At 53.4% G+C, this 20,239-nt stretch carries 17 protein-coding genes; 12 read left to right on the top strand and 5 right to left on the bottom strand.

The annotated features are described in order from the left end of the window. Positions 1-96 precede the first annotated feature (96 nt). Both DXV75_RS00170 and DXV75_RS00165 read left to right on the top strand, forming a co-directional pair. Positions 97-1,251: an iron-containing alcohol dehydrogenase gene (locus DXV75_RS00170; RefSeq protein ID WP_115591695.1), complete on the top strand. Its 1,155-nt coding sequence runs from the start codon at positions 97-99 to the stop codon at positions 1,249-1,251. Between the two features lie 93 nt (positions 1,252-1,344). Further along, complete coding sequence (locus DXV75_RS00165) at positions 1,345-2,451, top strand: NADH:flavin oxidoreductase/NADH oxidase (RefSeq protein ID WP_115591213.1); 1,107 nt, start codon at positions 1,345-1,347, stop codon at positions 2,449-2,451. A 41-nt stretch (positions 2,452-2,492) separates the two neighbouring features. Here DXV75_RS00165 and DXV75_RS00160 read toward each other — a convergent pair whose 3' ends face one another. Then, complete coding sequence (locus DXV75_RS00160; protein WP_147291773.1) at positions 2,493-3,503, bottom strand: AraC family transcriptional regulator; 1,011 nt, start codon at positions 3,501-3,503, stop codon at positions 2,493-2,495. Between the two features lie 164 nt (positions 3,504-3,667). Here DXV75_RS00160 and DXV75_RS00155 point away from each other — a divergent pair, with 164 nt between their 5' ends. From DXV75_RS00155 to DXV75_RS00145, 3 genes are all read left to right on the top strand, one after another. Further along, positions 3,668-4,726 carry a zinc-binding dehydrogenase gene (locus tag DXV75_RS00155; protein ID WP_115591211.1) on the top strand — a complete coding sequence of 353 codons (1,059 nt, stop codon included), beginning with the start codon at positions 3,668-3,670 and terminating at the stop codon, positions 4,724-4,726. Between the two features lie 102 nt (positions 4,727-4,828). Further along, positions 4,829-5,335, top strand: coding sequence for a 2,4'-dihydroxyacetophenone dioxygenase family protein (locus DXV75_RS00150; RefSeq protein WP_115591210.1), 507 nt, complete (start codon positions 4,829-4,831; stop codon positions 5,333-5,335). A gap of 65 nt (positions 5,336-5,400) precedes the next feature. Beyond that, complete coding sequence (locus tag DXV75_RS00145; protein ID WP_115591209.1) at positions 5,401-6,960, top strand: AMP-binding protein; 1,560 nt, start codon at positions 5,401-5,403, stop codon at positions 6,958-6,960. Between the two features lie 20 nt (positions 6,961-6,980). On the opposite strand, the gene DXV75_RS00140 is transcribed toward DXV75_RS00145, so the two are convergent. The 4 genes from DXV75_RS00140 to DXV75_RS00125 form a co-directional block, all read right to left on the bottom strand. After that, on the bottom strand, positions 6,981-8,318 hold the full coding sequence (locus DXV75_RS00140) for a DEAD/DEAH box helicase (protein WP_115591208.1): 1,338 nt from the start codon (positions 8,316-8,318) through the stop codon (positions 6,981-6,983). A 94-nt stretch (positions 8,319-8,412) separates the two neighbouring features. Next, positions 8,413-8,619 (bottom strand): transcription antiterminator/RNA stability regulator CspE, encoded by a 207-nt coding sequence (gene cspE, locus DXV75_RS00135; protein WP_115591207.1) that lies wholly within the window; start codon positions 8,617-8,619, stop codon positions 8,413-8,415. Between the two features lie 301 nt (positions 8,620-8,920). Continuing rightward, on the bottom strand, positions 8,921-12,010 hold the full coding sequence (locus tag DXV75_RS00130) for an efflux RND transporter permease subunit (RefSeq protein WP_115591206.1): 3,090 nt from the start codon (positions 12,008-12,010) through the stop codon (positions 8,921-8,923). Further along, a complete protein-coding gene (locus tag DXV75_RS00125; RefSeq protein WP_115591205.1) occupies positions 12,007-13,134 on the bottom strand; it encodes an efflux RND transporter periplasmic adaptor subunit in 1,128 nt (375 codons plus the stop codon). The genes DXV75_RS00130 and DXV75_RS00125 overlap by 4 nt, the downstream gene beginning before the upstream one ends. A gap of 258 nt (positions 13,135-13,392) precedes the next feature. On the opposite strand from DXV75_RS00125, the gene DXV75_RS00120 reads away from it, so the two are divergent. The 7 genes from DXV75_RS00120 to DXV75_RS00090 all read left to right on the top strand — a co-directional run bounded on the left by DXV75_RS00120 (position 13,393) and on the right by DXV75_RS00090 (position 20,177). After that, on the top strand, positions 13,393-14,067 hold the full coding sequence (locus tag DXV75_RS00120; protein ID WP_115591204.1) for a nitroreductase family protein: 675 nt from the start codon (positions 13,393-13,395) through the stop codon (positions 14,065-14,067). Positions 14,068-14,081: 14 nt separating this feature from the next. Further along, positions 14,082-14,777 carry a cupin domain-containing protein gene (locus DXV75_RS00115; protein WP_115591203.1) on the top strand — a complete coding sequence of 232 codons (696 nt, stop codon included), beginning with the start codon at positions 14,082-14,084 and terminating at the stop codon, positions 14,775-14,777. Between the two features lie 113 nt (positions 14,778-14,890). After that, positions 14,891-15,958 carry a Kelch repeat-containing protein gene (locus DXV75_RS00110; RefSeq protein WP_115591202.1) on the top strand — a complete coding sequence of 356 codons (1,068 nt, stop codon included), beginning with the start codon at positions 14,891-14,893 and terminating at the stop codon, positions 15,956-15,958. A 1-nt stretch (position 15,959) separates the two neighbouring features. After that, positions 15,960-16,934 carry a M28 family peptidase gene (locus tag DXV75_RS00105; protein WP_181898308.1) on the top strand — a complete coding sequence of 325 codons (975 nt, stop codon included), beginning with the start codon at positions 15,960-15,962 and terminating at the stop codon, positions 16,932-16,934. Between the two features lie 150 nt (positions 16,935-17,084). Continuing rightward, positions 17,085-18,428 (top strand): prephenate-dependent tRNA uridine(34) hydroxylase TrhP, encoded by a 1,344-nt coding sequence (trhP, locus tag DXV75_RS00100; protein ID WP_425451665.1) that lies wholly within the window; start codon positions 17,085-17,087, stop codon positions 18,426-18,428. A 2-nt stretch (positions 18,429-18,430) separates the two neighbouring features. Then, a complete protein-coding gene (locus DXV75_RS00095; protein ID WP_115591199.1) occupies positions 18,431-18,682 on the top strand; it encodes a YfhL family 4Fe-4S dicluster ferredoxin in 252 nt (83 codons plus the stop codon). A gap of 169 nt (positions 18,683-18,851) precedes the next feature. Continuing rightward, a complete protein-coding gene (locus tag DXV75_RS00090; RefSeq protein ID WP_115591198.1) occupies positions 18,852-20,177 on the top strand; it encodes a mechanosensitive ion channel family protein in 1,326 nt (441 codons plus the stop codon). Positions 20,178-20,239: the final 62 nt, after the last annotated feature.

Below are 20,239 nucleotides of genomic sequence, written 5' to 3'. Positions count from 1 at the left end.
TTTCTGATACCTATACCAAAGTTATCTGACTTCTGCGCATTTCACAAAGCCTCTAGAATGCGCGGCATCGAATTAACTCACAAGGGAACAAAAACCATGTTGAATTTCACCTATAAAAATCAAACTGAAATCCTGTTCGGTAAAGGCCAGCTGAGTGAAGTTCCGGCGCGCTTACCCAAGGAAGCCAAAGTCCTGTTCCTGTACGGCGGCGGCTCCATCAAGCAAAACGGTGTGTATGAGCAGGTTGTTACTGCACTCGAAGGCATCGAAGTAGTCGAATTTGCTGGTGTTGAGCCCAACCCGGAATTCGAAACCCTGATGAAAGCGGTGCGTGTTGCACGGGAAACTGAAGTGAATTTCATCCTTGCCGTTGGTGGTGGCAGCGTCATTGACGGGGCAAAATTCATCGCGGCAGCGGTTAATTTTGACGGTGACACGTGGGATATCCTGACCAAAGGTGCGAGCTTTGAAAACCCATTACCGGTAGGCGCGGTACTGACTCTGCCGGCCACCGGTTCTGAAAGCAATGGCAATTCTGTGGTGACCCGCAAGGAAACCGCGCAAAAACTGCCATTCTCGTCAGAAAGCCTGCAACCTCAATTTGCTGTGCTGGACCCGGAATTTACCTATTCGCTGCCAGCCCGCCAGATTTCCAACGGTGTTGTGGACGCCTTTGTGCATGTGATTGAGCAGTATCTCACCTACCCGGTCAACGCGCCGCTGCAGGACCGCTTTGCCGAAGGCATTCTGCAAACCCTGATTGAGGTTGGCCCACTGGCACTCGATCACCCAACCGACTATGACGTGCGCGCCAACGTGATGTGGTCTGCCACCATGGCCTTAAATGGCCTGATTGGAAAAGGGGTTCCACAGGACTGGTCTACCCATATGATTGGCCACGAGCTGACGGCTCTGCACGGCCTGGACCATGCCGTTACTCTGGCAATTGTGCTGCCCGCCTTAATGTACGTTCAGCGCGACCAGAAAAAGGTCAAGATTTTACAATTGGGTGAGCGGGTATTTGGAATCGATAACGGTAGCGAGGATGAACGCATCGATTTGACCATTAAAGCAGTGCAGGATTTCTTTGAAAGCATGCAGGTTGCAACCCGCCTGTCAGATCACAGCATTGCCGAGTCCAGCATTGACAACATCGTGGCCAACCTCGAGCGTAACGGCATGACCGCTCTGGGTGAACACGGCGATATTGACCTGGATAAAGCCCGCCAGATCCTGACTTTGGCAGCCTAGCCATAAATCCAATTACCGTTTCGGGTGAGCAAACACGCCACCCGAAGCGTTTGTTTTTCTTCAATGATTGAATATACGAGGAGCACCATTGGTATGCCCGCTCTGTTTGAACCCTTTACCCTCAAAGACGTTACCCTGCGCAACCGTATTGCGGTACCGCCCATGTGCCAGTATCAGGCCGAAGACGGCTTTGTAAACCAGTGGCACCAAGCCAATTACGCCGGTTTTGCCCGTGGCGGTGCTGGCCTGGTGATCGTTGAAGCCACCGCAGTTTCACCAGAAGGGCGCATAACGCCCAATTGCGTGGGCCTGTGGAAAGATGAACACATTGAGGGCCTGAGTGATATTGCCCAGCGTATTAAGGATCAAGGTGCGGTGGCCGGTATCCAGCTTGCTCATGCGGGGCGCAAAGCCAGCGCTCACCGCCCGTGGGACGGCGACGATCATATTGCAGAAAACGACCCCGCAGGCTGGCAACCCATTGGTCCGTCGGCCGTACCATTTGGCGCACACCTGCCCCGCACGCCCACGGCAATGGCCCTGGCCGACATTGAGCGGGTGAAACAGGATTTTGTCGCTGCTGCCCAGCGGGCACGAAAGGCTGGTTATGAATGGCTGGAACTGCATTTTGCCCATGGCTATCTGGCACAAAGCTTTTTTTCCAGGCATGCCAACCAGCGCAGTGACCAATATGGTGGTGACTTTGAAGGTCGCAGCCGATTCCTGCTCGAAACCCTGGCAGCGGTGCGTGAAGTCTGGCCCGACAACCTTCCGCTCACCGTGCGCTTTGGTGTGATCGAATACGACGGCGATGACGAGCAGACCCTGTCCGAATCCATCGAGCTCATTAAACGCTTCAAACAGCAGGGCGCAGACTTTGTCAGCGTAAGTGTGGGCTTTAACATCCCTGACGCCAGCATTCCCTGGGGCCCGGCATTTTTGGCCCCCATTGCCGAACGGGTCAAAAAGGAAGCTCAGATCCCGGTCGCGACAGCGTGGGGAGTGGATACTCCCGAGCTTGCCAACCAAACCGTAGAAAACGGCCAGTTGGACGTGGTGATGGTGGGGCGTATGCACCTGACTAACCCACACTGGGCCTATTACGCGGCGCAAAAGCTGGGCAAGGAAGAACCGTCCTCGGTATTGCCTGCCTCCTATGCACACTGGCTGCAAAGATACGCGCCTTCGGATGCCCGTTAGCCGGGCACATTTGCTCCCAAAAGCGTTGGGCTCATGGCTCTTTACCCTGGCGCCTGCCTTATTTTCAGATAGGCGCTGGGCGGTAATCCGGTCCAGCGCTTGAAACTGCGACTGAAAGCAGAGAAATCGGCATATCCCAAATTCAGAGCCAAGGTGAGCATCGGCATGGTGCTGCTTTCCAGGGTGCGCAGGGCAATGCCTTTACGGGTCTCATCCAGCAACTGACGGTAAGTGGAGCCCTGCTTCGCCAGCAGGCGTTCGAGTTTCTTCGGGTGCATGTCCAGGCTGGCAGCGATGCTTTCCTTACTGCAGTCTCCTGTCGGTAACAGCACGTTAATGGCGTGACGAATCAAACGCCTGGGATCAGTCTGGCTCATCTGGCTTTGCTGAAACTGCTTTTTTATGATGCGCTCGAGCAGGTCAGCCGGCTGGTGCGGCTTCGTCTCCAACAGCGAACTGGCAAACACCAGGCTGTCACTATGACAGCCTGACTCCACCTTACAACCAAGGATCTCTTCCAACGCCTGACAAGCCAGCGGTTTTAGCCTTTGCCGCAAACAGACTCTGTGCGGTCGCCACAGGTTGCCCGCCATTTCAGCAACGATCCGTTCCAGTAACCCCAAGCTCAAAAACGCCAATTGGGGATACTGCTGATGCGCGTTGATTTTCAGTTGCGTTGTTAGCTCGCATTCCTCAGGAGTCAGGCGGTTAAGCTTCAGCTCAACCCCCTGCGCGTGCATGGCGGCAAACCTTCCGGCACAACTAAGCGCAAGCCCAATTGTAGGCTGCTGCGCCATGAAGGCACCCAGCAACCCCACCGAAGAGAGCCCCTGGAAACGGCTGATCCTGGCCCCTATGCAGGGCTGATTCAGCTCCTGAGCGGTAAATTCAAGTAAATTGGCTACCTTGAGGTAAGGGATCATCAGGTCGGGGTCTTTACTCTGCGCGGGTAAAAGGTCCACCCGAGCCATCAGGGCAAAGGGGTCTACTCCCATCTGATCGAGCAAATCCGTAAACCCATCCAACGCCCCCATTCGCACAAAGTACTGCACAATTCACCCTCAATGTCGCATTCAAACATTAATGTGTCGCATTATGCCATGTGAACAACCTGTTTTGTAACTATGATGTTAAGCCATAACTAACTGAACGTTGCGAATGGCTCAGTACCTGGACAAACGACGAATCTGCCGCAACACACTTCGGGACTACAAATATGACTTCTATGAAATCCATTGCCATGCAAGGTGGAAAAATCTACGAGTCTGACATCGACTTACCCACACCAGGCCCTGGTCAGGTGCGAGTAAAAAGCCTGGCTTGCGGCATCTGCGGTTCAGATTTGCATATCACCCGTCACAGCAGTGAAGTATTTGGCATATACAAAAAGATGGGAATCATGCCACAGGACGCCGATGACCAGCCGGAGGTCAGGCTGGGCCATGAATTTTGTGCCGAAGTGGACCATTACGGCCCACAAACCGAAGGCAAGTTTGCGATTGGCAGCCGTGTAACCTGCGTACCTGTTCTGGCCACCATGGGCGGTGCGGGTGTAGGCGTAACTCCCGGTTTGCATGGGGCTTACTCTGAATACTTTATTGTGGATGAAGCTCTGTTACTGCCAGTTCCCGATGATTTACCCGCCGCAGCTGCGGCCATTACAGAACCGTTGGCAGTGGGCCTGCACGCGGTCAATCGCGCCACCATGCACCACAACGAAGTGGCGCTGGTAGCAGGTTGCGGTCCAATTGGGCTGGCTGCCATTGCGGCTCTGAAACTTCAGGGCGTAAAACACATTGTGGCGTCGGATCCGCAGGCATCAAAGCGCGACAGCGCCATGGAATTTGGCGCCACGCACTGTGTTGATCCCACCCAGGATGACGAGGTCAGGATAGCCAGCGAACTTGCCGCGGGTAACCGCGTGGTCATCTTTGAATGCGTAGGTATTCACCAACTCATCAATGGCTTTATCGAGCGCGCACCTGCCCATTCCACCTTGATCATTACCGGTATTCATACCGCGGAAAGCAAGGTGAATTTTGGTTATGCCACGGTCAAGGAAATGGACATTCGGTTCTCCTATTACTACTCACCGGAAGAATTTGCCGAGTCGCTTGAGAATATTGTTGAAGGAAAAATTGACTGGCAGGCAATGTGTACCGGAAAAGTCGGCATCGATGGCGTCAGTGCCGCGTTTGACACTCTGATGAAGCCCAACGACCACATTAAAGTCATCATCGAACCCTGGCGCAGCGGCGAACTGGAACCGTTTTAAATTTGCGATATAAGCCGGTGTCTGTAGGTAGCAAACGCCGGCAGGTAAACCGGAACAGACCATTTAGCAACTGAATATCAATTGGATTTAAGGGGAACAATTATGCCTTTACCAGACATGGTGAATCATCTGGAACACCTGCTTTGCGTGCATACAGAACAAGAAAAACTGATTCAAAACGTACTTCCAGGTGTGCATTTGTACCCGCTGGTACTGGATACCGAAAATGGCTTGTGGGTATTACGGGTACAATTTGAGCCCGGAGTCACACTACCAAAGCATTTTCATACCGGCATCGTTCACCTTTATACCCTGAGCGGGTGCTGGCACTACATCGAGTACCCTGAAGACAAGCAGGTTGCAGGCAGTTATCTTTTCGAACCCGGCGGATCTATTCACACATTTCACACACCACAGAGTAATGAGGGCCTGACCGACACCTTTATGGTGGTCAACGGTGCCAACATCAACTTTGATGAGAACGGCAACTTCGTCAACATTATGGATGCCGGCTGGATAGAACAGGTGATGCTGGCGGCTGCCGAAGCGCAGGACATTACTCCTCATTACATCAAGCCCAAAGCTCACTACGACTTCTCGGGCGGATAGTCGCCCGCGACTCATCTGAGTAAAGATTCAGAAATTTCGCTGTTAATCAAAATAACGAGGTACCTATGCTGGCAGAGCTCTCTCAGTATCAGAACTTGAACCATTTTCTAAACCGGGCTTTTGAGCGTCACTCCCAGCGCCCCGCCTTTAGCTGTTTGGGCCAAACCTTGACATTCGGCCAAATCGATCAGAAAGCCTCTGACCTGGCTGCCTATTTCCAGTCTCTGGGGCTGCAGCCGGGCGACCGCATAGCCATTCAGCTGCCCAACCTGATCCAGTATCCCATCGCTGTTTACGCGGCACTGCGGGCGGGCCTTATCATCGTCAACACCAACCCACTTTACACTCCACGGGAGATGCTGCATCAGTTTAATGATTCCGGTGCCAAGGCCATTGTGATTCTCGAAGACCTGGTTGAGAAACTTGAAGGCATACTGCCGCAAACCGGTATTGAACATATTGTTGTGACCCGGGCCACGGATTTGCTCTTCGCCGATACGTCTGCCAGCCCTGGGCTGGGCGTGGCGTTCAATCAGGCCCTAGCCCTAGGAGGGGCTGTACCGCTGACACCAGCGGAAAGCCAGCTCGATGACCTTGCAGCGCTGCAATACACCGGCGGCACAACCGGTGTCTCCAAAGGCGCTCAGCTCACCCATAGAAACCTGATTGCCAACGCCATTCAAACTGCCGATGTTCTCGGGGATTGTTGCCGGGAGGCCAAGGAGGTGTTTGTCTGCCCTCTGCCGCTTTACCACATCTATGCCTTTCTGGTGTCGACAGTTATCTTCGCATCAAGGGGCAATCACAGCATTCTGATCCCCAATCCCAGAGACATAAGCGGATCTATCGAGGCCCTTCGCCCTCACCGCATTACCGGCTTTGCCGGCCTGAATACTCTGTTTGTGGGCCTGTGCAGCAGCCCGGAGTTTAAACAGCTGGATTTCAGCCAGTTTAGGCTGACCATTTCCGGCGGTACCGCGCTGACCTCAACCGCGGCGGAATTGTGGCAAAGCATCACCGGCTGCATGGTCTGCGAAGGTTACGGCTTGTCTGAAACTTCACCGGTACTGGCACTCAACCAACCCGGCGATCAACAGATTGGCTCGGTGGGCCGAGCGGTGGAAAACACCGACATACAATTCTGGGACGACAACGACCAGCCTGTCGCCGATGGGCAGGCCGGGCAACTGGTGGCCAAAGGCCCGCAGGTAATGAAAGGTTACTGGCAGATGCCAGAAGAAACGGCCAAAGCCCTGACAGCAGAGGGTTACTTTAAAACCGGTGACGTTGGCTTGCGGTTACCCGATGGCCGGATCAAAATAATTGATCGTCTTAAAGACATGATCATTGTTTCAGGATTCAACGTGTACCCGAATGAAGTGGAAGAAGTGCTGGTAAAACACCCCACAGTGCTGGAAGCTGCGGTGATTGGAGAGGCTGACGAACGCAGCGGAGAAAAAGTGATTGCCTACGTTACGCCCCGTGGCGAAGCAAACGAAGCAACGCTCATCGAGTTTTGCCGTCAACAGCTGACCGGCTATAAAGTTCCGAAAACAGTGCGCATTGTAGAGGAACTGCCCAAGTCCAGCGTGGGCAAAATCCTACGGCGGGAACTGCGTAAGTAAACAGTTCCCGGCCTTAATCTTTACGCAGGTACAGCGCTTCTGTTGCCCGAATGGCTGCGACGCTGGGTATTCGCACGGGGTGCCCGGTTGGAGGGTTTGCGACGATGATTGCCGCCCTCGCCCGGTTTTCCGGCACGAACATTGTCAGAAGCACCTGCACTCATTTTAGGCTTCTTCGGTTTTTTCGGTTTTTTCGGCGCCGACAGTGTTGTCTCGGCCAGCGACAACTGTGGCTCAAACCCAGACAAGGTCTCCCTCGGCAACAACTGCTGGATCAGCGTTTCAATGTCTTTCAGTTGCTGTAGTTCATCAGCGCTGACCAGTGACCAGGCCTGCCCACTGGCACCTGCGCGACCGGTACGGCCAATTCGGTGTACGTAATCCGCAGCAGTGTTTGGCAAATCCAGATTCACCACTACCGGCAGCTCACTGATATCAATGCCGCGGGCAGCAATATCGGTTGCTACCAGCACGTTGATGTCACCGCTCTTGAATTCGGCCAGCGCTTTGGTGCGCGCACCCTGGCTTTTGTTGCCGTGAATCGCGGCACTGGGAATACCTGCCGCTTCGAGTTTACTGGCAATTCGATTAGCCCCGTGCTTGGTACGACTGAATACCAGTGCCTGCTTCCAGTTGTGCTGCTTAATGAGCGCTATCAGAGCCGGAATTTTACGATTGCGATCCAGTGCCACCAGACGCTGATCAATTTTATCCACCGTGGTATTGGCCGGAGCAGTAGACAGCTTAATCGGGTCCTTGGTCAGAGATTCCGCCAGCGCAGTGACCTTAGGGGTAAATGTGGCGGAAAACAGTAACGACTGTCGCGAACTAGGCAACAGTTTTAGAATTCGCTTAATGTCATGAATAAAGCCCATGTCAAGCATGCGGTCTGCTTCATCCAGAACCAGCACTTCAAGCTGGTGAAATTTAACGGCGTTTTGCTGATATAAGTCCAGCAAACGGCCTGGTGTAGCTATCAATACATCCACACCGCTACGCAACCGTTTCATTTGTGGGTTGATGCCCACACCGCCGAACACTACTGCGCTTTTCAGTGGTAGAAACTCACAGAACTCGCGGACATTCTGTTCAACCTGTGCAGCAAGCTCGCGGGTTGGAGTTAATATCAATGCCCGTATACAGTTGGCAGAAGTTTTAGGCCCCTCTGACAGACGCTGCAATAACGGCAACGAAAAGCCAGCAGTTTTTCCCGTGCCAGTTTGGGCGGCAGCCAGTACGTCTTTGCCCGTCATGATGGCAGGAATTGCCTGCTGCTGAATCGGGGACGGAGTTTGATAACCTTGCGCTGCAATGGCTTTTAGTATTGGAGCGGAAAGCCCCAACTGAGAAAACGACATGGACACCTCAATTGGCGGGAAAGATTCGGACAGTGGAAGAATTTTTGATTTAAGAGCAGGCGCAGTGCGCGCCTGCCTAAGATAATGTGGCAGTTTACAGTACTACCACGTCGGCCGCTTGTGGGCCTTTGTTGCCTTGCTCGACAACGAATTGTACGCTTTGACCTTCGTTCAGAGTGCGGAAGCCTTCTGATTTGATCGCGCGAAAATGAACAAAAACGTCTTTGCTTCCATCAGCTGGAGAGATAAAACCGAAACCTTTAGTTTCATCGAACCACTTTACGGTACCTGTTGTAGACATGGATAAATCCTTAAGAAATAAAATAATTATGGTTGCCAAGCAACCTGGTTTTGCACTGAAGGGCTATCTGGTTTGTAGCAGGCTTAATAATCGGTAACGGTCTTACTGTGAATCGCGCGAGGGGACTAACAATGGACGAACGGAAGAAGAAGCAGTGATCAAATTACAATAGAACCTTCCAAAGGCAGAGCTATGGTAACACCCTTTCCTGGTGTCTGCCAGGTTATTTTTCAATCTATTTTCATCAGACAGCGGAATTCAGGGTTGACTGAACTCAATCGGTAATAGGCTTCCCCCTGGTTTATAAAGCCCCAGGGGTATGTCCAACGGTCTGCAAGCCAGCATTTTTATTACTTTCAGACATTTTAATACCAAAGAAAATCGCGTACAGGGTTGGCACAACAATTAATGTGAGTACCGTTGCAAACCCCAGCCCGCCCATCATAGTTACCGCCATGTTGACAAAAAACACATCAGACAACAGCGGGATAAGCCCTAATATAGTGGTCGCCGCCGCCAGCACGACTGGCCGCATTCGGCTCACCGATGCTTCCACCAGCGCATCAAACCGCGGCTGGCCCGAAGCAATTTGCTGGTCAATCTCCTCTATCAGCACAATGGCATTTTTAATCAGCAGCCCAACCAGCGACAATGCACCCAGCAAGGACATAAAATCAAACGCTCCGCCCACCAAAAGCAAACCAGCAGTAACCCCGATTGCCGCCAGCGGCACCGTCAGCCAGATAATGGCCGGCTGTCGCAAAGCTCCAAACAGAAAAATGCTGGTCAGGATCATCAATACAAAACCCATTGGCAGCGAACTGGCCAGACCGGCCTGGGCGTTCACCGAATCTTCGTATTCACCGCCCCAGGCCAGTTGGTAACCCGCAGGTAAGGGTATGGATTCAATCAGTGGGCGAACCCGTGACAGTAACCCGTCCGCTGAGCCGTTAACCGGATTGGCGGAGGCGATAATGGTCAGCTGCCGGTCGCGGCTGCGCAACACGGCATTTTCCCATCCGGTGTCGTAGGCCGAAATAAGCTGTGCGGCCGGAACCGCGCGATTCAATACCGGGCTCCACACTTGGGCATCCTGCAGGCGGTCAATATCAATTCGCTCTTCCGGCGGCGCCCGCATCAGGATGGGCAGCAGGTTGATGCCGTCACGATAGGTTCCCACTGGTCGCCCTTCGAAGGCATAACGCAGTGCATCACTGAGATCTTCACGGGTTACCCCCAACTGCCGCCCAACCTGCTCATTGAACACTGGCGTAACCACCTTGACCGGGTTACGCCAGTCATCACGTACATCCTGCGAATCTGCATCCGCGCGCAGAATGGCCTTGGCCTGCTCAGCCAGCTGGCGCAGGATTTCGGTATCCGGGCCGGAAAAGCGGGCTTCGATTTTGGCATCCCGCCCGGGGCCGATACGAAGGTTTTTGATAATGGGGTTAAGTTCAGGTAACTGCTGCGCCATAAAGGCGGATACCGCCGCCTGAACCTCTGGTATTTGCGATTTATCCTCGGTTTTAACTATCACCTGAGCGTAGGACGCCGACATCTCTTTGGAATCGTACACCAGGGTAAAACGCAGATGGGGGCCGCCAATAACCGTAGAGGTCTGCACCACACCCGGCTGCTCACGAAGGAATTCGCTGACTTGCAGCGCTTTTTCGCGTGTGCTGCGTAAATCCGCCCCTTCCGGGGTATAGAGATCGACAAAAAACATCGGCGTATTGGCATCGGGGAAAAAGCCGGACTTGGTATAACCAAACCCGATGATGGCCAGTACCCACAAGCCTACTACCGTGCTTATGGTTACCCAGCGTACCCGCACCGCCCCGATCAGCAGGCTGCGATAAATCCGGAAGGCCTTGGCGTCGTAAGCTTGCCCGGACGATTCCCCAGACGAAGACTTGAGTAACAACCGACACAATGCGGGGGTGGTGCTCACCGCTGTCAGCCAGCTCAGACTCAGGGATATCATGATCACGTAAAACAGCGACCCGGCAAACTCACCGGTATTGTCCGGCGACATGCCAATCGCAGAGAAGGCCAGAATGCCAATCAGGGTACCGCCCAACAGTGCCCAGATTGTTTTACCGACCGTTTCTCCGGCCGCCTTCGCGGCGGACATGCCGGCATTCATACGCACCATCATCCCTTCAGCCACTACAATGGCGTTATCCACCAGCATCCCCAGCGCTATGACCAGCGCACCCAGCGATATCCGCTGCAGTTCAATGCCATAAATACTCATTATGAACAGGGTTCCGGCCACCGTAATCAGCAATACGGTTCCGATGATGATGCCAACCCGAATGCCCATAAACAGCAGTAACACCACAATCACAATGGCAACCGCTTGGCCGACACTGGTAATGAAGCCCCCCACCGACCTGGACACTTCCACCGGCTGGTTGTAAGTCATTAGCGCCTCCATGCCAACCGGAATGATCGGCAACAGAGTTTGAATTTTTTGCTCCAGCCGCTGCCCCACATCCACCACGTTTTCGCCGCCCAGCATGGAAATGCCAATACTGAGCCCCGGCTTACCGTTGGCGTAATACAGCTTGGCGGGCACTTCACGGTACGCCCGAGTGATGGTGGCGATGTCACGCAGCCGGACCAGAGTCTGGTCGCCTGTGGGCAGCATGATGTCGCCCATTTCCTGGACCGAACGGAATTCGCCGGTGGGCTGGATGCGCAGATAATCTTCACCCACACTGACCTGGCCGGAGTTGATAACGATATTCTGGGTGGCCAGTAAGCCGCTCACGTCGTCCAGGCCTATTCCGAGTTCCGCCATCACCGAGCGGGAAAGATCAATGTACACCACTTCTTCCTGATCGCCGTCAATCACCACCTTACGTACGCCAGGCACCAGCACCAGTTGCTTCTTGATGGCATCGGCGGTGTCGTACAAATCCCGCCAGCTGTAGCCGTCGCCAGTCAGTGTGGCGTAAATACCATATACGTCACCAAAATCATCAAACACCATCGGAGCCGAAGCACCGGGCGGCAGGTTAGGCCTGGCATCCTGAATCTTGCGCCTGAGTTCATCAAATATGTTGGGCAGGTCCTCTGAACGATAGCGGTCTTTAAATTCAATCAGAATGTCTGACCTCCCTGGGCGGGAAACCGTCATTCTGATGCGTTTGACCTGCTCCAGCTTTTGTACCGCATCTTCCAGTACATAGGTAATTTCATCCTGCACTTCCCTGGCGGTCGCCCCCGGGTAGGCGGTGATCACCTTGGCCTGTTTGATGGTGAAGGGCGGGTCTTCGAGTTTGCCCATTTTGTCAAACGCCAACAGCCCACCGCCCACCATGATCACCACAATCAGCCAGGCGTTAACCGGGCTGCGTACCGAGTACTCGCCAATGTTCATAGTGGCTCATCCTCTCTGGGAATGGCCTGTTCACTCTGGTGCATGCGGGTAACCTGCATGCCCTCGGAAAGATAAGACGCCCCCACGCTGACAATTTCTTCACCGCCCTGTAAGCCTTCGGTTATTTCCACCAGCCCTCCGCTCATACGGCCGGTTTTTACCGCCAGGCTCTGCACTGTCATCGAATCCGGGTCCAGCTTCCAGACCCGGGGATTAAGGCCACTGTCTGCCTGAACCGCCCGAACGGGCACCCATTTAGTGGAATCGGATGGCAAAAGTGCCGACAAATCCACCCGCACATTTACTGTCATTCCAGGTAAAACCTGAAATGTCTCCGGCTTGGGCATGGTAAGGGTGGTTTTGAATGTCTGGGTTTGCGGATCAGCCCGGGTAGCCAGTTCTTTTAACAGCAGAGGGAATGCCTCATCCGGGTGGCCGTCGAATATGGCAACCACCTTGGGTTCTTCACCCGCCGCTCGGGCTGCTTCCATACGTTCTCTGGCATCCGGCCTGACTCGGCGAACCAGAGATTCCGGAACGTCAATCTGAATATCCAGCTGACTCAGATTCTGAAACTGAAAGATGGTCTGTTTAGCCTGAACCTCTTCAAAGTTTTCCACTTCACGGTTGCCAATGTTGCCGTCAAAAGGCGCCCTAAGCTCGGTATGGTCCAGGTCTGCTTTGGCCTGATTCAATGCGGCTTGGGCAGTGCGAAACTCGGCCTCGAGCCGGTCATAATCCATTCTGGAAATGGCACCGTCGTTAATCAGTTCTTTGGCCCGCTGATAATTATTTTGCGCACTGTCAAATGTTGCCTGACGATCTTCCATGGCTATCCGGTAGTCAGTGTCGTCAAGACGTGCAAGCACCTGCCCCTGCTGCACAAACTCACCCTCGCGTACCAGGATTTCCTCCACCACTCCGGGTAAGCGAAAAGAAAGGTTAGCCCGCCGGGATGCCTGCACCCGACCAGGAAAATTTCGTACCGCCTGATTTCCCAAGCCTTCAACGGTAAAAATCTTTACCGGACGACTGGAAGGCGCAGACGTTGCGGGCGGATCAGAACAGCCACTTAACTGAAGAACACAGCAAAATAGCAATACCACCAATGTCTTTGTATACATAATTTGCGCTCGCGTTTATGGAGACGTAAGCCTTTTCTCGTAGAGAATTCAGGGTGATGACAGCAACCGAAGGCAGGTAGTAAGAGGGATTGCACAGGTGCATCCCGTTATTTTGAGCATAGGCGAATCTCGCAGAATCGCCTTAATCCAGTGAGAAAATTCCCTCAGGGAGAGGACGAGTTCCGCTGCTCTGAGCTGGATTTCTTTGTGTCTCGCCCTTACAGTTACCCACAATTGGTAAAAACCCGGAGAAGCCCCATGCACCCACACGATGCCGTTCCACTGGAGGACTATATTGAATACCCCGGAGACATCATGCTTGCACGCTCCGAGGCGTTCTATCAGCAAATGAAGCGGCGCCACAGCATTCGCCGATTCAGCGACCGCCCGGTTGCCCGTGAGGTCATTGAAAACTGCATTAAAGCGGCCGGCACTGCGCCCAGCGGCGCCAACCACCAGCCTTGGCATTTTGCCGCCATTCATTCTCAGGGGGTTAAACAGCAAATCCGCCAGCAGGCCGAGGCTCACGAGCAGAAATTCTATTCCGGCGGAGCCAATGAAGAATGGCTGGATGCTCTCAAACCTTTGGGCACCGATGCGCACAAGCCGTATCTGGAAATTGCGCCCTGGCTGATTGCGGTTTTCAGCCAGAAAACCGGCGGGCCGGACAGCTCTGAGCAAAAGCAGAATTATTACGTACACGAATCCGTTGGCATTGCCACCGGTATGTTACTGACCGCCTTACACAATGCCGGGCTCGCCACTCTCACCCACACGCCCAAACCGATGCACTTTCTGACCGAAGTCTGTAAACGGCCCGACAACGAACGGGCTTACATGCTGATAGTCACTGGCTACCCGGCCGACGATGCAACGCTTCCCTGCCATGCGTTGAATAAGAAGTCGCTGGACGAAATCGCCAGCTTTTTGTAACACCGGAGCCGAGCATGAGTATGAACGCTAACTTTGATAAGCGGGTTCTGATTCGAACCCAAATCCAACCCTGGCAGGCGTCTCCCATGCCAGGGGTTGAGCGGCGCATACTGGACAGGGTCGGAGGCGAGGTGGCGCGCGCCACATCGATAGTGAAGTACGCTCCCGGCAGCCGCTTTTCACCCCATGTGCATACTGGTGGAGAGGAGATTCTGGTACTCGATGGCGTATTTCAGGATGAACACGGTGATTATCCGGTTGGCAGTTACCTGCGCAATCCGCCCCAGTCCCGCCATACTCCCGGTTCCGCCCCCGGATGCGTGATCCTGGTTAAGTTGTGGCAGTTTGATCTCAGCGACCGAACCCAGGTGCGGGTAAATTACCTAAATGAAACCCCGGCAGATTCCCCTGAAGCAGCAGGTATCCGGCAATTACTGTTGCATGAAGATGAATTTGAATCGGTCTGTATTCAGTACTGGAACCCAGGTTGTAAGGCGCAGTTTAGCGTACCGGGTGGGGCCGAAGTGCTGGTGCTCAGCGGACAATGGTACCAACAGTCAGACTGCCTGCAACAACACGACTGGCTGCGCATTCCCGTCAATTCCACACTTTCAGCCCACGCCGGCCCTCAGGGTGCCTGTATCTGGTTCAAGCGTGGTCATTTACGTCAGGTTGCTCGGGATTTACACAACCTCTCAGCTCAGAGCTAAACGCAGCAATCTGGCAAAAAAGCACCTTTATCAGCGATAATAGGTAGAAAACTACTGTATTTGTCTCACGCAAGTGCGCCATCTTCAGCTCACTTGCTGCCCGGAGCCCCACCATGAATAAGCTGTTTGCCTTTCTGTTCGGCAGCATACTTACTTGCCACGCAAAAGCAGCCACACTTCCCGCTCTGCCTGAGCCGGTTACCAATAACGCAGTTGCCAGCCTTCGGCTGAACCAGCACCAGTATCTGTTCAGTTTTATGGGGCTGGGCGCGGGTAAGACCCACAAAGACATTCACAACCGGGCATGGCAACTTATCATCGACCCGCAGGGAAACACCCAGGGCTGGCAGGCAATCCCTTCAGTACCCTCCAGCCAGTCACTCAGTGGGCGCCTGGCGTCCGTTGCGGTTGGCGCGGGGAATTACGTATACCTGTTTGGAGGCTACACGGTTTCGGCGGATCACACCGAAGTGAGTACCCCGGATGTATACCGCTATAATCCACTGTCAAAACAGTATGAGTCCTTGGCACCGATGCCAGTACCGGTGGATGATGCCGTCGCCCTGGTTTATCAGAACCGCTTTGTCTACCTGATTTCAGGCTGGCATAACGACGGCAACGTCAATCTTGTGCAGGTGTATGACACCCAAACCGACCGTTGGCAGCAGGCGTCACCGTACCTGGGCAAGCCGGTATTTGGACACGCCGGTGCACTGAGCGGGCAAACCATGGTGGTGTGTGATGGGGTTGCGGTGGTACCCAAATTCAATGCCCGGCGCGGCTTTGAAGCGGAAACCGCCTGCTTTAAGGGCGTTATCGATTCGGCAGACCCATACAAAATAAACTGGACAATGCTGGCCCACCCCACCGGCCAAAGTGGCTACCGCATGGCCGCTGCGGCCGACCCAGATGAACAGGAAATTGTGTTTGTTGGCGGCGCCACCAACCCGTATAACTACGATGGCATTGGTTACAATGGCAGCCCGTCACAGCCCAGTCACGCCATCTGGACGTTTGATGTTGCCACTCAAACCTGGCAGGTTGGACGCACCCAGCAGGCCAGCATGGATCACCGCGGGTTGCTCAGGGTTGGCGATGAGTGGCTTACCCTCGGAGGAATGGGCCCGAACCAGACCGTGCTTTCATCCAGCCGCATCGTACAACTCACCGACGCGCACTAACATGCTGAAGCTGGCCGCCTTACTGATTTTCGCTCCCGCGCTGTCTTTTTCAGCATCAGCAGGCTGTTTGCCGGATTACAGCCTGCTAACGGCCTCAGCAATAACCGATTTGCGCAACCTTTCTGCTGATGTCATGGGCGGACGAAAACCCGGAACTGAAGGGCATGAACGGGCACGAAACTATCTGTTGGCACGTTACAAGCAGCTTTCACTCGAGCCGTTTAAGCCGGGCTACCTGCAACGTTTTTCATTATCCAGAGGGTTCAGCCAGACTGACGCCTACAACGTGGTAGGCTGGATACCGGGCCAAACTAACGAGCAAGATTACATTGTTATTACAGCCCATTACGATCATATCGGCGGGCGCGGCACTCGCATATTCAACGGTGCCGACGATAACGCTTCGGGCGTTTCTGCATTGTTGGCGCTGGCAGCGTATTTTACCACCCATACACCCGAACATTCTCTGGTGTTTGTGGCGACCGACGCCGAAGAAGCCGGACTCAAAGGCTCGCAGGCCTTTCTGGCTGAGCCGCCAGTGCCTGTCGACAGCATTTTGCTCAACATCAATCTGGATATGCTGGGTAATGGCGGGCGCCGGGGCGAGCTGTTTGCGTTCACCTCAAGACACAGCCATCAATCACTCTCTGACTGGCTTACCAACTATATTCAAGGCCATTGCGCTGAAGAATTGCGGCTTAAAAAAGGCCGCAGCCGCCAGGTTAGTGGCGTGACACCGGCAGGCCCGAAAATCAACTGGCGCAAGTCCAGTGACCACTACAGTTTTGATCGCGCCGACATCCCCTATCTCTATTTTGGTACCAGTGTGCATCAGCACTACCATCAGCCCAGTGATGATTTCCAGCACATCAATGCCGAGTTCTATCAGACCGCAGTGACTACCGTTATTCAAATAACCGCTTTGCTGGACGGCACAATGCTGAACTGGGCCCCTGAAAAAGCCCCAATTAACTGACGACCGATTACGCGAAAAGCGTCATTTATTAATCCAGATCAAATAAAGCGACATCCGGTTCTGGTACCCTCGCGCCGTTTTTTGTCCAGACCAGTTTGTACCATCGTGAAAAAGCCTGAACTTCTCTCCCCCGCCGGATCGTTAAAAAACATGCGCTATGCTTTTGCCTATGGTGCAGACGCAGTGTATGCCGGCCAGCCACGTTATTCCCTGAGGGTGCGCAATAACGAATTCAATCTCGATAACCTGGCAGTTGCCATCAATGAAGCCCACCAGCTTGGAAAACAGTTTTATGTGGTAAATAACATAGCTCCACACAATGGCAAGCTGAAAACTTTCCTCAAGGATCTCGCCCCTGTGGTGGAACTGGCACCCGACGCCATGATCATGTCAGACCCTGGCCTGATTATGATGGCAAAGGACGCTCATCCGGAGCTGAACATTCATCTTTCGGTCCAGGCCAACGCAGTTAACTGGGCAGCGGTAAAATTCTGGCAGCGGCAAGGTATTTCCCGCGTCATTCTGTCCCGTGAACTGTCACTGGAAGAAATTGAAGAAATTCGCCAGCAATGCCCGGATATGGAGCTGGAAGTGTTTGTTCACGGTGCATTGTGTATGGCCTATTCCGGGCGCTGTTTGCTGTCGGGTTACATCAACAAACGAGACCCTAACCAGGGCACCTGCACCAACGCCTGTCGCTGGAAGTATCAAATCAATGAGGCCCGGGAAGATGCCATAGGCAATGTGGAATTGGGTCAGCTGGTGCATGAGGACAGCATGCCCGGTAATTGCGATGCTCAGCTCAGCTCCCCTTTGTTTATGTTGCAGGAAGGCGGCCGCCCCGGTGAACTGATGCCAGCCTATGAGGACGAGCACGGCACTTATATTTTTAACTCGCGGGATCTCAGAGCCGTGGAGCACGTACAACGATTGCTGGATATCGGCGTGGACTCACTGAAAATCGAAGGCCGCACCAAATCCTTTTACTACTGCGCCCGTACTGCCCAGATTTATCGTCAGGCAATGGACGATGCCCTGGCCGGCCGCCCGTTCAACCCGCAGTTAAATACCCAGCTTGAACACCTGGCTAACCGCGGCTACACCGAAGGCTTTCTCAAACGCCACAAACATCACAGTGAACTGCAGAACTACGATTACGCCAGTTCTGTCAGCGCCACCCAGCAACTGGTGGGTGAAGTTCTGGAAAAGGATGCCAACGGCAACTACCTGGTAGAGGTAAAAAATAAATTTGTACTCGGCGACAGGCTGGAATGCATTACCCCAGGTGGAAACCACACGTTTTCACTCACGGATATGCGCGATCTTCAGGGTTGTAAAATCAGCGATGCCAAAGGTTCTGGCCACAAGGTATGGGTGAAATTACCGGTAGACGTGGAACCCCTATATGTAATCCTGGTACGTCATCTGCCCCATCAACAAACCACCCGCAGTGGCTTTGTGCCTGAAATCGAACTGGCCACCGAGGTGCGCTGAGTATGGCGCTGAAAATTTTGCAAACCTGCATCAATTGCGACATGTGCGAGCCTGAGTGCCCCAACACTGCGATTGCAATGGGGGATTCAGTGTATGAGATTGATGCCAGCCGCTGTACCGAGTGCATTGGCCATTACGATGAGCCCCAGTGTGTCGCCTGCTGCCCGATTGATTGCATCGAGCCAGACCCGACTCACCCTGAAACCGAGCAGTCAGTACTGCAGAAACTGGAAGCTCTGGACAACGGACGCTGAATATCCAGTCACTGGGGCCGGAAAATAGATTGAGGGAGTTCCCGGGTAAAAGCTTTGGCAGTTTTACCAATTAGCACTTAATCTGTATAAAACTAAAGTTGCCCGCTAGCACACAATTTATCGAAATTGCGTTTTTTGACAGGCAACCGAAACTGTACTTTGAGTGCCTATGGAATTTGATGATTTGATTATTCTCATGGAAGAGAATTTGAAACTCGTACGCAACGCTATTGTCAGCGTTGACTTTGCCATACAGGTAGGGGTGATCTTACTGATCTACCTTCTGGGCTATTTACTGGCGGCACAACTCAAAAAACGCATCAGTTTTTTAAACAACCCGCCTGCCGATGGCGCTCATGTTTTACGTTCGTTCGGTTTTAACCTCAAAGGCGCTTTATTCCCCATTCTCACCATTTTGCTGCTGAAACTTTCTACCGTACTCAGCAACAAATATCAGTTTGATGCGTGGTTGCTGAATGTTGCGCTGGTTGTCGCGGTAATGATATTCCTGAATTCCTGCATCAAGGCATTCATCAAGAGTAACACCGTTGCCATATTCCTGCGCTGGGTAGGCTTACCAATCATTTTTATGCACCTTGTTGGCGTGCTTCCGTTTGTGATAGAAGCTCTGGAGTCCATATCCATTTCACTGGGCAATGTGCAGGTTTCGGCCTACGGCCTCACCCGGGTACTCATTTTTGGCGCTTTGCTGTTCTGGCTGGGAAGAGCGTCCAACACCATCGGCCAGGATTTGATCCGCAATCATAAAGCCCTAGACATCACCACCCGTGAAGTATTTGCCAAGCTGTTCGAAGTGGCCCTCTACTGTCTGGCGTTTCTGTTGCTGCTCAATATTATGGGCGTTAACCTCACCGCCCTTGCAGTCTTTGGCGGAGCTCTGGGTGTAGGTCTTGGACTGGGTTTACAAACCATTGCCTCCAACTTTATCTCCGGCATAATCATATTGCTCGACCGTTCACTTACCGTCGGAGATTACGTAGAACTGGAAGATGGCAGCAAGGGGTTCGTCAGAGAATTTAAAATGCGCTACGCGGTACTGGAAACCTACGACGGCAAGGACATCCTGGTTCCCAACGAAAAGTTCATCAGCTCACTTCTCATCAACTGGACCCACAAAGATCCCAAACAGCGCTATCGCATCGACTTCTCGGTGGCCTACAAGACCGACATTCGGGCCATGGTGGAAATCATCAAGGAGGCCGTTTCAGAGCATCCGCAGGTGATAAGCGGCGACGATGTGCCGTTTGAGGAACGCCCGGACTGCGAAATCGACAGTTTCGGGGATTCCGGCGTAAACATGTTCGTTGAATTCTGGATGGACGGTGTTGATGACGGTAAAAACCGGGTTGGTGGTGATTTGCTGCTGATCGTGTTTGAAACCCTGCGCAAGCACAACATCGAAATCCCCTTCCCTCAGCGGGAAGTCAGGGTACTCAACGAAGAACCAATCTCCCTGCGTCAGACGTCGCCCTGACTCAGCCCTTACTGCTTTGGGGTGTGTGGCTCACTGTGTCAAGGCCGGATGACAGCGCCCGC

It is taken from the genome of Alteromonas aestuariivivens, assembly GCF_003367475.1.
Taxonomy (GTDB): domain Bacteria; phylum Pseudomonadota; class Gammaproteobacteria; order Enterobacterales; family Alteromonadaceae; genus Alteromonas; species Alteromonas aestuariivivens.
This window is presented reverse-complemented; position numbering and strand designations above follow the sequence as displayed.

What these genes read in the sequence shown, in the direction of transcription:
- DXV75_RS00130 (WP_115591206.1), bottom strand. Translation starts at nt 12,010, where the DNA reads ATGAACATTGGCGAGTACTCGGTACGCAGCCCGGTTAACGCCTGGCTG.
- trhP (WP_425451665.1), top strand. Translation starts at nt 17,085, where the DNA reads ATGCGCTATGCTTTTGCCTATGGTGCAGACGCAGTGTATGCCGGCCAG.
- DXV75_RS00155 (WP_115591211.1), top strand. Translation starts at nt 3,668, where the DNA reads ATGACTTCTATGAAATCCATTGCCATGCAAGGTGGAAAAATCTACGAG.
- DXV75_RS00090 (WP_115591198.1), top strand. Translation starts at nt 18,852, where the DNA reads ATGGAATTTGATGATTTGATTATTCTCATGGAAGAGAATTTGAAACTC.
- DXV75_RS00120 (WP_115591204.1), top strand. Translation starts at nt 13,393, where the DNA reads ATGCACCCACACGATGCCGTTCCACTGGAGGACTATATTGAATACCCC.
- DXV75_RS00105 (WP_181898308.1), top strand. Translation starts at nt 15,960, where the DNA reads ATGCTGAAGCTGGCCGCCTTACTGATTTTCGCTCCCGCGCTGTCTTTT.
- DXV75_RS00165 (WP_115591213.1), top strand. Translation starts at nt 1,345, where the DNA reads ATGCCCGCTCTGTTTGAACCCTTTACCCTCAAAGACGTTACCCTGCGC.
- DXV75_RS00125 (WP_115591205.1), bottom strand. Translation starts at nt 13,134, where the DNA reads ATGTATACAAAGACATTGGTGGTATTGCTATTTTGCTGTGTTCTTCAG.
- DXV75_RS00150 (WP_115591210.1), top strand. Translation starts at nt 4,829, where the DNA reads ATGCCTTTACCAGACATGGTGAATCATCTGGAACACCTGCTTTGCGTG.
- DXV75_RS00110 (WP_115591202.1), top strand. Translation starts at nt 14,891, where the DNA reads ATGAATAAGCTGTTTGCCTTTCTGTTCGGCAGCATACTTACTTGCCAC.
- DXV75_RS00115 (WP_115591203.1), top strand. Translation starts at nt 14,082, where the DNA reads ATGAGTATGAACGCTAACTTTGATAAGCGGGTTCTGATTCGAACCCAA.
- DXV75_RS00095 (WP_115591199.1), top strand. Translation starts at nt 18,431, where the DNA reads ATGGCGCTGAAAATTTTGCAAACCTGCATCAATTGCGACATGTGCGAG.
- cspE (WP_115591207.1), bottom strand. Translation starts at nt 8,619, where the DNA reads ATGTCTACAACAGGTACCGTAAAGTGGTTCGATGAAACTAAAGGTTTC.
- DXV75_RS00170 (WP_115591695.1), top strand. Translation starts at nt 97, where the DNA reads ATGTTGAATTTCACCTATAAAAATCAAACTGAAATCCTGTTCGGTAAA.
- DXV75_RS00145 (WP_115591209.1), top strand. Translation starts at nt 5,401, where the DNA reads ATGCTGGCAGAGCTCTCTCAGTATCAGAACTTGAACCATTTTCTAAAC.
- DXV75_RS00140 (WP_115591208.1), bottom strand. Translation starts at nt 8,318, where the DNA reads ATGTCGTTTTCTCAGTTGGGGCTTTCCGCTCCAATACTAAAAGCCATT.